Annotated in this window: 18 protein-coding genes; 11 read left to right on the forward strand and 7 right to left on the reverse strand. The window is 71.8% G+C overall.

The genetic code is table 11. From position 1 onward, the window contains the following. The first annotated feature begins 5 nt into the window (after positions 1-5). Both BM290_RS42895 and BM290_RS42900 read left to right on the forward strand, forming a co-directional pair. Positions 6-1,022, forward strand: coding sequence for a hypothetical protein (locus BM290_RS42895; protein WP_239144097.1), 1,017 nt, complete (start codon positions 6-8; stop codon positions 1,020-1,022). A gap of 69 nt (positions 1,023-1,091) precedes the next feature. Then, entirely contained in the window at positions 1,092-1,403 is a 312-nt protein-coding gene (locus tag BM290_RS42900) for a hypothetical protein (RefSeq protein ID WP_093621750.1), read from the forward strand. Positions 1,404-1,434: 31 nt separating this feature from the next. On the opposite strand, the gene BM290_RS42905 is transcribed toward BM290_RS42900, so the two are convergent. Both BM290_RS42905 and BM290_RS42910 read right to left on the reverse strand, forming a co-directional pair. Further along, on the reverse strand, positions 1,435-1,752 hold the full coding sequence (locus tag BM290_RS42905; protein ID WP_093621751.1) for a winged helix-turn-helix domain-containing protein: 318 nt from the start codon (positions 1,750-1,752) through the stop codon (positions 1,435-1,437). Beyond that, a complete protein-coding gene (locus tag BM290_RS42910; protein ID WP_239144098.1) occupies positions 1,749-2,219 on the reverse strand; it encodes a hypothetical protein in 471 nt (156 codons plus the stop codon). Before BM290_RS42910 ends, BM290_RS42905 begins: the two co-directional genes overlap by 4 nt. Before the next feature lie 107 nt (positions 2,220-2,326). Here BM290_RS42910 and BM290_RS42915 point away from each other — a divergent pair, with 107 nt between their 5' ends. The 6 genes from BM290_RS42915 to BM290_RS42935 all read left to right on the forward strand — a co-directional run bounded on the left by BM290_RS42915 (position 2,327) and on the right by BM290_RS42935 (position 7,101). Then, positions 2,327-2,791, forward strand: coding sequence for a GNAT family N-acetyltransferase (locus BM290_RS42915; protein WP_239144099.1), 465 nt, complete (start codon positions 2,327-2,329; stop codon positions 2,789-2,791). Between the two features lie 191 nt (positions 2,792-2,982). Continuing rightward, positions 2,983-3,279: a hypothetical protein gene (locus tag BM290_RS42920; RefSeq protein WP_093621804.1), complete on the forward strand. Its 297-nt coding sequence runs from the start codon at positions 2,983-2,985 to the stop codon at positions 3,277-3,279. Between the two features lie 11 nt (positions 3,280-3,290). Next, positions 3,291-4,193, forward strand: coding sequence for a S66 peptidase family protein (locus BM290_RS42925; RefSeq protein WP_093621752.1), 903 nt, complete (start codon positions 3,291-3,293; stop codon positions 4,191-4,193). A gap of 422 nt (positions 4,194-4,615) precedes the next feature. Next, entirely contained in the window at positions 4,616-4,786 is a 171-nt protein-coding gene (locus BM290_RS48870) for a hypothetical protein (RefSeq protein WP_177320134.1), read from the forward strand. Positions 4,787-5,256: 470 nt separating this feature from the next. Next, positions 5,257-6,663, forward strand: coding sequence for an FAD-binding oxidoreductase (locus BM290_RS42930; RefSeq protein ID WP_177320135.1), 1,407 nt, complete (start codon positions 5,257-5,259; stop codon positions 6,661-6,663). Positions 6,664-6,672: 9 nt separating this feature from the next. Beyond that, a complete protein-coding gene (locus BM290_RS42935; RefSeq protein ID WP_093621754.1) occupies positions 6,673-7,101 on the forward strand; it encodes a cupin domain-containing protein in 429 nt (142 codons plus the stop codon). A 10-nt stretch (positions 7,102-7,111) separates the two neighbouring features. On the opposite strand, the gene BM290_RS42940 is transcribed toward BM290_RS42935, so the two are convergent. The 3 genes from BM290_RS42940 to BM290_RS42950 form a co-directional block, all read right to left on the reverse strand. Further along, positions 7,112-7,705: a putative glycolipid-binding domain-containing protein gene (locus BM290_RS42940; protein ID WP_093621755.1), complete on the reverse strand. Its 594-nt coding sequence runs from the start codon at positions 7,703-7,705 to the stop codon at positions 7,112-7,114. 76 nt (positions 7,706-7,781) lie between these two features. Continuing rightward, positions 7,782-8,111 carry a hypothetical protein gene (locus BM290_RS42945; protein ID WP_143134149.1) on the reverse strand — a complete coding sequence of 110 codons (330 nt, stop codon included), beginning with the start codon at positions 8,109-8,111 and terminating at the stop codon, positions 7,782-7,784. A gap of 218 nt (positions 8,112-8,329) precedes the next feature. Beyond that, positions 8,330-8,788 carry a hypothetical protein gene (locus BM290_RS42950; RefSeq protein WP_143134150.1) on the reverse strand — a complete coding sequence of 153 codons (459 nt, stop codon included), beginning with the start codon at positions 8,786-8,788 and terminating at the stop codon, positions 8,330-8,332. Between the two features lie 141 nt (positions 8,789-8,929). Here BM290_RS42950 and BM290_RS42955 point away from each other — a divergent pair, with 141 nt between their 5' ends. Both BM290_RS42955 and BM290_RS42960 read left to right on the forward strand, forming a co-directional pair. After that, positions 8,930-9,718: a LamG domain-containing protein gene (locus BM290_RS42955; protein WP_239144100.1), complete on the forward strand. Its 789-nt coding sequence runs from the start codon at positions 8,930-8,932 to the stop codon at positions 9,716-9,718. Positions 9,719-9,836: 118 nt separating this feature from the next. After that, positions 9,837-10,328, forward strand: coding sequence for a hypothetical protein (locus BM290_RS42960; protein ID WP_093621758.1), 492 nt, complete (start codon positions 9,837-9,839; stop codon positions 10,326-10,328). On the opposite strand, the gene BM290_RS42965 is transcribed toward BM290_RS42960, so the two are convergent. Beyond that, positions 10,325-11,089, reverse strand: a complete 765-nt coding sequence (locus BM290_RS42965; RefSeq protein ID WP_093621759.1) for an RNA ligase family protein — start codon at positions 11,087-11,089, stop codon at positions 10,325-10,327. The genes BM290_RS42960 and BM290_RS42965 overlap by 4 nt on opposite strands. A gap of 70 nt (positions 11,090-11,159) precedes the next feature. On the opposite strand from BM290_RS42965, the gene BM290_RS42970 reads away from it, so the two are divergent. Next, entirely contained in the window at positions 11,160-11,942 is a 783-nt protein-coding gene (locus BM290_RS42970; protein WP_093621760.1) for an SAM-dependent methyltransferase, read from the forward strand. Between the two features lie 6 nt (positions 11,943-11,948). Here BM290_RS42970 and chvE read toward each other — a convergent pair whose 3' ends face one another. Then, a complete protein-coding gene (chvE, locus tag BM290_RS42975) occupies positions 11,949-13,082 on the reverse strand; it encodes a multiple monosaccharide ABC transporter substrate-binding protein (protein WP_093621761.1) in 1,134 nt (377 codons plus the stop codon). Positions 13,083-13,163: the final 81 nt, after the last annotated feature.

Genomic DNA, 13,163 nt, shown 5'->3' on the forward strand with positions numbered 1-13,163 from the left:
GACGTGTGCGAATCATCCGCTCCCTGGCGGCCGGCGCCCTGATCGCCACCGCGCTGACCACTCCCGCGCACGCGGCGCCCGGCCGGGCCGAGATCGCGCTGCGCTGGGCGCCCATCCACTACCAGGACGTCGACACCACCGGGTCGCACGCGCTGGCGGGCAAGAGCGACTACATCACGCGGTACGACTTCGACGGGAACCTGAACGGCCGGGACAACTGGGACAACACCGGGACGAACACCGACGCCGCCGTCTACTACTCGGTCGTCGAGACCAGCACCCACTGGTACCTGACGTACCTGTTCTTCCACCCGCGCGACTGGATCGACCACCCGTTCTTCGAGACCGAGCACGAGAACGACGGCGAGGGCGTGCTGGAGATCGTCGAGAAGGACGGCTCGGAGTACGGCAGCCTCAAGGGCGCGGTCACGGTGGCACACAGCGACTTCTACTCGTACAAGCCGTCGGCCAGCGGATGGGCCAACGGGGCCGAGACCATCGACGGGACCCTGCAACTGCAGTCGTCGCCGCACGACGCGTTCCAGCACCCGGTCACCGCCCAGGAGCGGGGCGGGCACGGGCTCAAGGCGTGGCCGCAGTACGACATCGACGGCGACGGGATCGTCTACTACCCGTCACTGAGCGTCTCCGAGTCCCCGGGCAACGCCAACGACCGGGACGTCCGCTACCGGCTGATCGACATCTTCGCCGACGGCGGACTGTGGGCGCAGCGCACCAACGCGAGCCTGTTCGCGTCGCTCGGCACCTTCGCCGGGGACACCACCGGCGGCTGCGGCACCGGCACCTTCTCCTGCGGCACCAACTCCGCCAACGCGCCGTGGGGCTGGGACGACGGCAACGACGTGCCCGGGCGCGGCGAGATCGCCACCGATCCGGCCAAGCTCGCCGCCTCCTACTTCACCGTCACCGGCACCCTGTCGCGCAGCTACACGTACAACCCGTACCAGGCCGCGGCCGCCGCCCTGAAGGCCGCCCGGTCCCTGCCGCCGGTCACCGACTGACAGCGCGACGCCGCCGCCCGAAGCCGTGAAGAGGCTGCGGGCGGCGGCGGGGTGGCTGAGCATGGGGGGATGGCCGAAGTCGTCGTCGAGATCCACGTCCCGATGGTCCCGGTGTCCGGCCCGCACCTCTGGATCGACCGGATCGAGGAGTTCCTCACCGAACTCGAGGAGGGCGGAGACGTCGAGGTGCCCGACGACGGGGAGGAGTTCGGGGACGTCTACGTCTTCCTCCTGGGCGGGGCCGGCGAGGAGGAACTGCTCGCCGCCGCCTCCCGGGCGGTCTCACTCCCCGATGTGCCGGCCGGGGCGTTCGCGATGGTCACCGACGACGAGGCCCCGGAGTGGGGCCTCGGCCGCCGCGTCGACCTGCCGCTCCGCTGAGCCCTTCGCAGGCCCACGGCCGGCTGCGTCGTCAGCCGACCTGATCGGGCAGGACCGCGAGGCCGGCCCGGGCCACGATCTCCTGCAGGGCGGCCACGTGGCCGGCGAACGCCTCGTGACCGGGAGCGGTCAGCTTCACCGACGTCCGGGGCCGTTTCGCGATGAACGACTTGCGGATCTCCACGTAGCCGGCCTCCTCCAGCGTGGTGAGCTGCTTCGACAGGGCCGAGTCGGACATCGCCAGGCTGTCGCGGAGGAACTTGAACTCGGCCCAGTCGGTCGCCGCCAGCAGGCTCACCAGCGACAGCCGGGTCGGCGCGTGGATCAGCTCGTCGAACCGGGGCGTCACCGGGAACCCGCCAGCGGGCGTGACAGCATCAGCCGCCGCAGGTAGGACATCAGCGCCGGGCCGCCCACGGTCAGGCCGACGGACACCGGCAGCGTGGCCAGCAACGCCGGGAACGGGACCGACAGCGCCTCCAGCCCGAATCCCAGGCCGACACCGATCACGACCAGGACGGCGGCGAAGCCGAGGATCGCGCCGATGCCCCGTGCGCCGAGTAGCTCGAACCGCACCTGGACCCGGGCCTTGCGGACCACGGCGAGGATCACCGCGGCCAGGCCCAGCGTGTAGACGATCGTGCCCACCGCCATCACCCAGGACACACCGGTCTCCATCGCGCCGACGAACAGCAGCATCAGGCCGCCGACCGAGGGCCAGAACCAGGTGGGCACCAGATTGGTGTCGACGACCTGCTCGCGGCGGGCCTGCACCTCGGCCAGGGCGAACTCGGCATCGGTCGGGGGGATGTCCATTACTTCCTCCTCCGGAATCAACTTTCCTAGCAGGAAAGTACACAAGCACTTTCCAGTCAGGCAAGTACTTTCCCGATCGGTCGGCGAGTGGCGCGTAGAGTCGACGAGTGGACGACAGTGCGGCGGTGCGGCTTCGCCCGGTCGAGGCCGGCGACATCGAGGTCTTCTTCGCGCAGCAGAACGATCCCGAGGCCCAGCGGCGGGCCGACTTCCCCGGCCGCGAGCGCGACGCGTTCGTCGAGCACTGGCAGCGGCGGGTGCTCGGCGACCCGACCGGGCGCGCTCGGGCGATCGTCGTCGACGGCGCCGTGGCCGGCAACATCGTGGCCTGGTGGCAGGACGGCCGGCGGCTCGTCGGGTTCTGGCTGGGCCGCGAGTTCTGGGGGCGCGGGCTCGGCACCCGCGCGCTGACGGCCTTCATCGGCCCCGGGCAGGAGGAGACCCGCCCGCTGTACGCCGAGGCCGCGGTCCACAATGTGGCGTCGATCCGGGCGCTGAAACGCTGCGGGTTCGACGAGATCGAGGTGGTCCAGGAGGGGCCCGACGAGTTCGTGGTCCTGAAACTCGGCTAGCCGCCGGCCACCGTGGTCGCCACCCCCGGGTGGAGCGGGCGGACCGGCGGGTGTCGGCGGTGCGCCGGACCGGATGGTCATCGACCACCATCACCCGGTCGGGGAGTCGTTCGCATCGGTCACGGCGTCACCCTGACGGCCGCCGCCGAGTCGTGGGCCGGGCCGCGGGGCCGCCGTGTACGGTCGGGGTCATGCGCGTACCGACCGCGGTCATCACCGCCGGCTCCCTGATCGGCGGATGGCAGATCGCCCGCCGCACCGGCATCCGCCCGCTGGGTGGCGCCGTCCTCGCCGCCGGTGGCCTGGCCGCCGGCCGTGAGTGGGCGCGCCGCACCGGTCCGGTCACCACCGGCGCCCTGGTCGCGACGTACCTCGGCGCGTTCGCCGTCTCGCACCCGCTGGCCAAGCGCATCGGCTCCTGGCCGTCGGTGATCGCGGTCTCCGCCGTCACCGCCGCCGTCTCCTACGCCGCCGCCGACCGGCGCTGACGACACCGTCGTTGCGGGCCGCGATCCGGCCGAGGCGCCTGGGGCCCGGCGACCTCGTGGCCCTGGTGGCGCCGGCCGGCCCGGTCACCGAGACGCAGGCCGCCGACGCGGCCGGCATTCTGGCGGCCTGGGGGCTGCGCACCAGGCCGGGCAGGCACACTCTCGGCAGGCGATTTTTCCTTTCCGGTACGGACGACGAGCGCCGCTTCGATCTGGAGGAGGCGTTCCGCGATCCGGAGGTCCGTGGCGTCCTGTGCCTGCGGGGCGGCTACGGCACCCAGCGCATCGTCGACGACCTCGACTACGGGGCCGTGCGCGCCGACCCGAAGCTGGTGATCGGCTTCTCCGACATCACCGCCCTGCACCTGGCCCTGTGGCACGAGGCCGGCCTGGCCACCGTCCACGGCCCCACCGGAAGCACCCTGCTCAACGATCCGCCGACCACGGCCGCGGCGCGCCAGGCGCTGATGACGCCCGTGCCGCTGACCGTCAGCGCCGCCCCGGCCGCCGAGGGCACGCCCGTCCACCGTCCCGGCCAGGCCGAGGGCACCCTGCTCGGCGGCAACCTGACCCTGCTGGCGGCCACCGCCGGCACCCCGCACCAGCCCGACCTGACCGGCGCGATCCTGCTGATCGAAGAGGTGAACGAGGCCGCGTACCGCGTGGATCGCATGATCGTCCAGCTGCGGCGCTCCCGCATGCTCGACGGCCTCGCGGGAGTGGCGGTGGGCGCGTTCACCGCCTGCCCCGATGCCGACCGCGTCCTCGCCGAACACCTCACCCTGCTGAACATCCCGGTCCTGTCCGGCCTCCCGATCGGTCACGGCCCCACCCAGCTGGCGGTCCCTCTGGGCGTCCCCGCCCACCTGAACGCCGACACAGCCACCCTGACCGTCCAGCCCGCGGTCCACTGACCCCCGGCCGACCCTCGGTGCTGTCCCGGTGGCACCGGGACAGCCGCACCAACCAGCGGGAACGGCACGGTCGGCTGGTCACCGGGGTGGCGCTCGGACAGCCGCACCAACCAGCCGAAACGGCAGGATCGGCTGGTCACCAGAGTTGCCAGGGCCGGCGTTCGGAGAGCACTGGGGCCAGCCGGGAACGGCCTGGTCGGCCGGGAACGGCCTGGTCGGCCGGGAACCGCCTGGTCGGCTGGACGTCAGCGCCGTCTCGGCGGTGCCTGGACAGCACCGGGGAGCCGCCGGGTTTCCGGGACCACCGCATTCGGCCCGGCGGGCGCGCTTCGGCCGGGAGTGGCGCATCGGTCGCGGGGACCGGCACGGTTCCGGGGTGGACCGTACAAGCAAAGGTTGTTGGGTCGCGGCAGGATGAGACGGTGACGGAATCGGTGTGGGTGGTCTGGCGGCAGGATGACAACGGGAACCGTTTCGTGGTGACGAAGCGGGCTTCCCGGGCGGAGGCCGAGGAAGTGGCGTCCGAGATGGAAGCGCGTGGCCACAAGCAGCTCTACTGGGTCGCGGCGGCGTCGGCTCCGCCCGCCCCCTGAGCTTCGCCGTCACCGCAGCCCTCAGCTGATTCGCCACACCCATGCATCGTCGTCGGCCCTGAACATCGCCCGTGGCCTCGCCGCCCGGCCGGACTCTCCTACGTCCTCGCCACGACGGTCGCCTTGACCTCGCCGTCCCGGCCGGACTCGCCACGTCCTCGCCACGACGGTCGCCTTGACCTCGCCGCCCCGGCCGGGCTCGCTCTCCCTCTGCCCTCGCCGCGACGGTCGCCTTGGCCTCGCCGCCCCCTCTCCCTCGCCGCGACGGTCGCCTTGGCGCGCCTCGGTGGCTTTGGCTCGCTTCGCCGCACTTGCCCGTCGCCGGCGCGGGCGTCGCTGGGGTGGCCTCGAACGGACAATAGGTAGGCGAAGCAGAAAGACGACATAACTGCCTATGTCAGGATGTTTTTATGGTGCTGTCCCGTCGTGCGGTGTTGGGGGCCGGCCTTGCCGGGATGATGGGAAGGCGAGTGCCAAGGCCGAATGTGATCACTCCCGGGCTCGTGCGGGCGACGCCGGCGCCCGGCCCCGCCGAGGCGGAGTGGCAGGCGCTCGCCGCCGGGCTCGACGGTGGGCTGGAGCGGCCCGGCAGCGCCTCCTACGACCAGGCGCGGTTGCTGTTCTCGCCGAGGTTCGACGGGGTGCGGCCGGCGGCGGTGGTGCGTTGCGCCGGGCCGGGTGACGTGGTGGAGGCGCTGCGGTTCGCGGTCCGGGCCGGGCTGCCGATCGTGCCGCGTGGGGGCGGGCACTCCTATGTCGGCGCCTCCACCACGGCGACCGGGATCGTGCTGGATCTGCGGCCGATGCGGACGGTCGGCCTCGACGCGGCGACCGGGACCGCGACGATCGGCGGGGGCGCAACGCTGCTGGAGGTCTACACCGGCCTGGGCGGCCATGGCGTGTCGGTTCCGGCGGGGACCTGCGGGAGCGTCGGGATCAGCGGGCTCACGTGTGGCGGAGGGATCGGGGTGACCGCTTCTGCACATGGCTTGACGTGTGACTCCGTGGTGGCGGCGGACGTGGTGACGCCGGACGGCAACCACCGGACCGTGGACGCGGAGCGGGAGCCGGAGCTGTTCTGGGGGCTGCGCGGTGGTGGCGGCGGCCGGTTCGGGGTGGTCACGTCGTGGCGGATGCGGACCCATCCGGCCGGGACCGCCGGGACGTACCAGCTGGGCTATCCGTGGGCGGACGCGGCCGCAGCCGTCGCGGGCTGGCAGGCGCGGAACGCGGTGGCGCCGGACGCCGCCTGGTCGTCGTGCCAGTTCGCCTCGGACGCGACGGGCGCGCTGTCGGTCCGGGTCGCCGGGTGCGTCGTCGACGGCGACGCGCGGGCGGAGGCGGCCGCGATGGTCCGGGCGATCGGGCGGGAGCCGGCCACCACGACGGTCGAGAGCCGGCCGCACGTGCGGATGCTGCAGGACCGGGCGGCCGGCGCGGCGCGGGGCACGCACGTGATCGGCAGTGAGATCTTTCCCGCGGCGGTGCCTCCGGCCGGTGTGGACGCGCTGATCGCCGTGCTGCGGGCGCGGGCCGCGAGCCGCCGGCCGGGACTGGCCAAGATCAAGCGGATGACCGGCGCGCCGGCCCGGGTCGGGGCGGAGGCGACGGCGTTCCCGTGGCACGGCGCGTACGCCATGATGCAGTGGCTGGTGGATCTGCCGGCGGCCGATCCGGCGGCGGTGGCCGACGGGTACGCGTGGATCGAGTCGGGGCATCGTGCGATGGCGCCGTGGTCGTCCGGCCGCTACGTGAACTATCTGGAGCCGGGTCCCGTCGATCCGGCCCGCTATCACGGCCCGCACGTCGAGCGGCTGCGCCGGCTCCAGGCCGCCACCGACCCGACCGGGGTGTTCCGGGTCGCGTACCCCCTATGATCGGTGCCCATGGCTTCTGATCTCGTCGAGCGTCTCGGGCTGGAACCGCACCCCGAGGGCGGCTGGTATCGGGAGACGTGGCGCTCCCCCGTGACGTTCGAGCCGGACGGCTACGGCGGTCCCCGGCACGCTGCCACGGCCATCTACTTCCTGCTGCACCCGGGCGAGCGGTCCGCGTGGCACGTGGTGCGATCGGCGGAGCTGTGGTTCTGGCACTCGGGCGGGCCGCTGCTGCTGCGGCGCGGTGGCGGCGGCGACCGGCCCGCCGACGGCGACGAGGTCCTGCTCGGCCCGGACGTCGCGGCCGGCCAGGAGCCGCAGGTGCTGATCCCGCCGGGTGTGTGGCAGGCCGCCGAGCCGGCCGGCGATGAGCCGGTCCTGGTCAGTTGTGTGGTCGCGCCGGGCTTCGACTTCGCCGATTTCCGTATGGAGGACTGAGGACCGGCGGTCAGCGGGCCAGGCGCAGGTTGCCCGGCTGGTAGGCGACGATCCCCGCATGGTCCAGCTCGTAGGTGACCGCGGGCCCGTCGCCGGTGATCCGCAGCCGGTGCGGGCTGAGCAGCTGGTATGTCGCCGTTCCGGGCACCACTGTCAGGGACGGCGTGAGGACCCGCACCGACGGCACCCGGACCGGTCCGGTCTTGACGGTCAGCCCGAGCCGCCGCAGCGCCCAGGTCACGAAGATCGGTGAGTCGGCGAGGCGGACCACGGCGCCGGGGTCGATCGTGGCGGGCGCGCCGGGCGCCTCGCACTCCCAGCCGTCGCCGTTGTGCCGCAGCCGGGCCGTACGGCTCCAGTCGGCGCCACTGCAGATGACGGTCAGGTCGCGGACCGCCGCGTCGGCGCCGATCTCGGCCTGCCAGTCGATCGCATGTGGCGAGACGCCGGTGACGACGGCGGTCCCGTGCGCGCCGGGCCGCTCGCCGGCGTGCGGGAACACCAGCTCGGTCCCGATCGCCGCGGTCCGCTGCCAGGCCAGTGGACCGCTGGGAAGTGACTGGTGAGCGGGGGTGTCTGCCCGCGTCAACAGGGTCTCGGACATGACGCCTCCTTTGCCGCCCGTGCCGTTTTCCCATGTTCGCACCCGGCAAACACCGATCTCCCCGGTTCGCCGGAGTTCAGCGGTTCCAGAACCAGCGGCGGTTGCGGCGGTGACGCCAGGTCATCTCGTCGGCGATCATCGACCGGACGCTGGCCACCGCGACGGTGAGCGCGTCACGCAGCCCCGCGCAGGTCCGGCAGTCCACGTCGCCGTCGCATTCGGTCCGGTGGTCGAAGGCGATGTCGGTGATCACCCGGTCGAGGGCGGCGCACGCGTAGGTGCCGCGGTCGTTGGGATGCTGCCGCGACAGGATCTCCCGGAACGCCGCTATCTCGTCCTCGCCGGACGCATACAGCCGGGCGGCGCTCTCCACCTGCTGCAACGCGTCCCGCGCCGGATCGTTCACCTGCAAGGCACTCCCCCAAGGCCAGGTGACGTGTGGACGGTGACCCTACCGCCACACCGGTGTCGCTCACATGGGCCGGACAGCCGATCATCCTCATCGAACTCACGACTCCTTCCGGGTGAGCGCCCGGAACCGTATCAGCACGTCGGGACCGCTGTCGTCCCCGGTTGCACCGAACCCCCGGGCCGCCTGGCGGGCCGGGGGTTCCTCGGGGGCGATCAGCGGGTCGACTTGACCGTCTCGCCGTCGACGGCCTGCTTGCTCTCCTCGATGCTGACGACGAGCGCGTCCACGTCCTGGCAGATGGTCTGGAACTTCAGCATCGCGGTGCGCAGCTCGGCGAGGTGGGTGGCCTCCTCGGGCTGGCCGGCGGAGGCCTGCGCCTGCCGGGTCGACACCGAGAGCACGTTCGCGGCGGCGGTGATGATGGTGCTCTTGGAGTTCTTACCGAGCGTCACGATCTGGGTGGCGGTGGGGACGTCGAAGTCGTATCCGCCCTCACCGAGAGTGGCCTGCTGGGCGATCCCGCAGACGGACGCGGTGGCTTCGTCCAAGCCGCTGATGCTCACGGCGGGGGCCGCGGTGGCGGCCGGCTCGACGGACTGGCCGCTGGTGGCGCAGCCGGAGATCGCCAGAAGGGTGCTGGTGACGACGGCCACGGTGGTCATTGCTCGCATGAGCCGGAGGCTACCTGCCATCGGGCGGGCCGACGGCGTGGCCCCCGCTCGGGTGTGACGCAGTCGTCCGCATTCTGGGAGTCACGCACCGTCATTGCAACCCGGGAGGCGATGACGTTGCGTCATCAGAAACGATGGGGTGTGACCTTTGACGAGTTGCCCGCGCCGCCGTCGTGCGCGCCCGACCTCGCCGACGACTTCACCGGCCCGGCGCTGCGCGAGGACCTCTGGATCGATCATTATCTGCCGCACTGGAGCACTCCGGAACGGTCCCGGGCGCGGTACGACCTCGACGGCGACGGGCTGCGGCTGCGGATCGACGCCGACCAGCCGGACTGGCGGCCCGAGGACGCCCCGCTGCGGGTGTCCAACGTGCAGACCGGCGACTTCTGCGGGGCGGCCGGCGCGGACCGGGGCACCCACCGGCACCGGCCGGACGGGCTGACCGTCCGCACCCCGGGCACGACCCGCCTGCTCTGGACGCCGTCGGCCGGCCGGGTCGACGTGACGGTGACCGCCACCGCCGACCCGGGCGCCATGCTCGCCGTCTGGCTGGTCGGCAGCGAGCACCGTGACCCTCGCGACAGCGGCGAGATCTGCGTCTTCGAGATCGACGCCGAGGCGGTGGGCGGCGACGCCACGACCGCCCGGATCGGGATCAAGGCGCATCACGACGACCGGTTGCGTACCGACATGACCGAGGTGTCCGTGCCGGCCGGCGCGGGCCGCCCGCACACGTGGACGGCGATCTGGGGTCCGGGCGGCACCGTGATCGGCTGCGAGGGCCGCGTCGCCGGGCGGTTCGCGCAGGCGCCGGACTACCCGCTGATCCTGATGATCGACATCTTCGAGACCGGTGGACGGTCCGCGGACGCCGCCTATCCGAAGACGGCCCGCGTGCACCGGGTCCGGGGCTGGGACCTGACCTGATTTAAGGTTCAGGGTGACGGACGTGACGCAGTGTGCGCTGACACGTTTGCGGGTTCCAGCCGCGTCGTAGTGCTGGAGTGGTTATGGGGACGGCACTCTCGGCGAAGGCGGATCGCGCATGCAGGACGAGGATCTGGTCAGGGCGGTCACCGCGGCGGTGGCGTTCGCGGTGATGCTCGCCGGGCACTACATCGGCGACCACTGGGTGCAGACCAGTGGCCAGGCGTATGGCAAGGGCCTCGACAACGAGGGTTGCGTACGGTCGGTGGCGCTGTGGCACTGCGCGAAGCACGTCATGTCGTGGACCGCGACGACCACGATCTTCCTGCTCGGCGCCGGCTGGTGGCTGCGCCTGCCGCTGGAGCCGGGCTGGCTCGTGGCGGGGATCGCCCTCAACGCGGTCACGCATTTCGTCGCCGATCTGCGGACCCCGCTGATCCGGCTGGGCCGGCTGCTGGGCCGCGGCGGCTACCTCGACCACGTCGGGGTGGTCCGGCCGTCCGGCGCGGCGACCAGCGGCCCGGGCACCGGCCTGTTCGAGCTGGATCAGGCCTGGCACATCGGGTGGCTCGCGGTGTCCGCCCTGCTCATCGCGGGTCCGCCGGTCTAGCGGCGACGCTTGAGCGTGCGGGTGTAATCCTGGAAGCGGGCCTTGGCGATCACCGACCGGTCGGCGGTCCGCAGCACCACGCCCTCGGCGGCGCCGTGGCCGGAGTCGTCGAGCGGCACGAGCGTCCGGGGCAGCCGCTCACCGAGCAGCGCGTGCATCCCCTCGATCGTCTGCGGGAGCTCGGCGGCGTCGACGGTGAAGAGCCGCGGTGTCAGGTCGAGGCCGACCTTGTGCAGCTCGTCCTCGTGCAGGTATGTCTGGCCACCGCCCTCGCGCCACGCGGAGATCCGCTGCGGCGCCCAGCCGAGCCGCTCGTCGAGGTCGTCGATGACGGCCACGTCGAAGAGCCGCCAGCCGGTCGCGCCGAGCGTCGAGTACTGCTTGGCCTGGCCGCCGATCTTCCCGCCGTACAGCTCCAGGTAGTGGACGCGGATGGTGTCGCCGCGGGCGCCGGCCAGGGTCTCGGCGAGGGGCCGCAGGTTCTGCACGATGCCCAGGGCCGGGTTGCCGATCAGGTCGCCCTGGGCGTAGAGCAGCTCCTCGCGGGAGCCCAGCAGGTAGGAGCCGTCCGGCAGCACGATGATCCGTGAGTTGGTGCCGTCGACCTTCTCGGTGCCGATGACCGTCCCGGTGAACGGGACCGGCTGCTCGGTGAGGCTGCCGTTGGCCGGGTCGAGGGCGTGGTAGGTGGGAATCGACGGGTACTTGGTGAGGGAGTTGAGCGCGGCCAGATCCACCGCGCGCACATCGAAGCCGGACATGCCGACGATGGTGGCAGGCCACCGAGGGGCGGGGCGACCGATTTCGGCGCGCGGACACTATCCTCTGTGGATGAGTGAGAGCCTGGACACCGGGCGGCCGCATCCGGCGCGCGTCTACGACTACATGCTGGGCGGCAAGGACAACTTCGCCGCCGACCGGGCCGCCGCGGCGAAGGGCCTCGAGGTCAACCCGAACGCGGCCACCGCGCCCCGGCAGAACCGGGCGTTCCTGCAGCGGACCGTGCGGTTCCTCGCCGAGTCGGGGGTCCACCAGTTCCTGGACATCGGGACGGGCCTGCCGACCTCGCCGAACGTGCACGAGGTCGCGCAGGGTGTGCACCCGTCGGCGCGGATCGTCTATGCCGACAACGACCCGCTCGTGCTGGCTCACGCCCGGGGGCTGCTGACCAGCTCGCCGGAGGGGCGGACCGCCTACGTCGACGGCGATCTGCGGGATCCGGCGACGATCCTGGCCGGCGCGCGTGAGGTGCTCGACTTCGATCAGCCGGTCGGGTTGCTGCTCTTCGCCGTCCTGCACTTCCTCGACGACACCGACGAGCCGTACCGGATCGTCGACGAGCTGACGGCCGCGCTGCCGGCCGGCAGTCACCTGGTGATCTCGCACATCACCGCCGACCACGACCCGGAGTCGTGGGAGCGGTTCGTCACGGTGATGCGCAGCCAGGGGATCACCAGCCGGCTGCGCAGTCACGCCGAGGTGTCGCGGTTCTTCACCGGCCTGGAGCTCGTCGACCCGGGTGTGCTGCCGATCGCCCGCTGGCGGCCGGACACGGTGGTCGAGTTCACCGACGCCCAGGTCGCCCTCTACGGCGGTGTGGGCCACAAGCCCTGACGGGTGTCACCTCAACTGGGCCGGTGTGTAGAAGCCGCTGTCGACCAGCGCCTTCTGGTAGTTGTCCCGGTTCACGATCGTGGTGTCGAGCAGCATCGACGGCACCACCTTCACGCCGTTGTCGTAGTCCTTGTCGTTGTTGGTGACCGGCTTGCGGCCCTTGATGATGGCGTCGGCCATCTGGGCGCTCGTCCTCGCCAGGTCCCGATAGTCCTTGAAGACGGTGGAGTACTGCTCTCCGGCGATGATCGACTTCACCGAGGTGACCTCGGCGTCCTGCCCGGTGATCACCGGGTAGGGCTGCCCGGCGGTGCCGTACCCGCTGCTGCGGAGCGCCGAGACGATGCCGATGGACAGGCCGTCGTAGGGCGACAGCACCCCGTCGACCTTCAGCCCGGTCCGATAGGTGGAGGTCAGCAGGTTCTCCATCCGGTTCTGGGCCTCCCGGGCCTGCCACCGCAGGATGGCGATCGTCTTGAAGTCGGTCTGTTTGCTGGGCACCTTCAGCACACCCTTGTCCAGGTACGGCTGGAGCACCGACATCGCGCCGTTGTAGAAGAACGTGGCGTTGTTGTCGTCCGGTGAGCCGGCGAACAGCTCGACGTTGAACGGGCCCTTCGCGGCGCCCGGCGTGCCGTCGGGGTTGAGCAGCTTGAGCCCGATCAGCAGGGACGTCGCCTGCTGCACGCCGACCTTGTAGTTGTCGAAGGTCGCGTAGTAGTCGACGTTCGGCGATTTGAGGATCAGACGGTCGTACGCGATGACCGGGATCTTGGCGTCCGCGGCGGTCTGCAGCTGCGAGTCCAGCGCGGTGCCGTCGATGGAGGCGATGATCAGCAGCCGGACGCCCTTGGTGATCTGGGCGTCGATCTGGTTCACCTGGGTCGGGATGTCGTCCTCGGCGTACTGGAGGTCGACCCGGTAGCCGAGCGCCTCGAGCTCCTTCTTGACGTTCTCGCCGTCCCCGTTCCACCGCTGTGACGCCCGCGTCGGCATGGTGACGCCGATCAGGGCTCCGGCGTTGTCGGCGGCGCCGGTGGACGTCCCTTTGTCGGCGGTCTTCGCGCTGGAACCGCAGCCGGCCGGGAGAGCGGCCAGCAGAGCGGCCACCGCCGCCACGACGACACGGGTTTTTCGCATGCCCAGCTCCTTCTACTGTGGAAAGGCCGGTTTCCGACCGTAGGCGAGCGAAGGGTGTTCAGGATCGGCCCGGAAAACCGA

The organism is Actinoplanes philippinensis, assembly GCF_900113015.1.
Classification (GTDB): Bacteria; Actinomycetota; Actinomycetes; order Mycobacteriales; family Micromonosporaceae; genus Actinoplanes; species Actinoplanes philippinensis.

Bases quoted from the DNA above. Each gene is read 5' to 3' on its own strand.
- BM290_RS42900 (WP_093621750.1), top strand. From the start codon at position 1,092: ATGGCCGAAGTCGTCGTCGAGATCCACGTCCCGATGGTCCCGGTGTCC.
- BM290_RS42910 (WP_239144098.1), bottom strand. From the start codon at position 2,219: ATGGACATCCCCCCGACCGATGCCGAGTTCGCCCTGGCCGAGGTGCAG.
- BM290_RS42920 (WP_093621804.1), top strand. From the start codon at position 2,983: ATGCGCGTACCGACCGCGGTCATCACCGCCGGCTCCCTGATCGGCGGA.
- BM290_RS42935 (WP_093621754.1), top strand. From the start codon at position 6,673: ATGGCTTCTGATCTCGTCGAGCGTCTCGGGCTGGAACCGCACCCCGAG.
- BM290_RS42940 (WP_093621755.1), bottom strand. From the start codon at position 7,705: ATGTCCGAGACCCTGTTGACGCGGGCAGACACCCCCGCTCACCAGTCA.
- BM290_RS42950 (WP_143134150.1), bottom strand. From the start codon at position 8,788: ATGCGAGCAATGACCACCGTGGCCGTCGTCACCAGCACCCTTCTGGCG.
- BM290_RS42960 (WP_093621758.1), top strand. From the start codon at position 9,837: ATGCAGGACGAGGATCTGGTCAGGGCGGTCACCGCGGCGGTGGCGTTC.
- BM290_RS42965 (WP_093621759.1), bottom strand. From the start codon at position 11,089: ATGTCCGGCTTCGATGTGCGCGCGGTGGATCTGGCCGCGCTCAACTCC.
- BM290_RS42970 (WP_093621760.1), top strand. From the start codon at position 11,160: ATGAGTGAGAGCCTGGACACCGGGCGGCCGCATCCGGCGCGCGTCTAC.
- chvE (WP_093621761.1), bottom strand. From the start codon at position 13,082: ATGCGAAAAACCCGTGTCGTCGTGGCGGCGGTGGCCGCTCTGCTGGCC.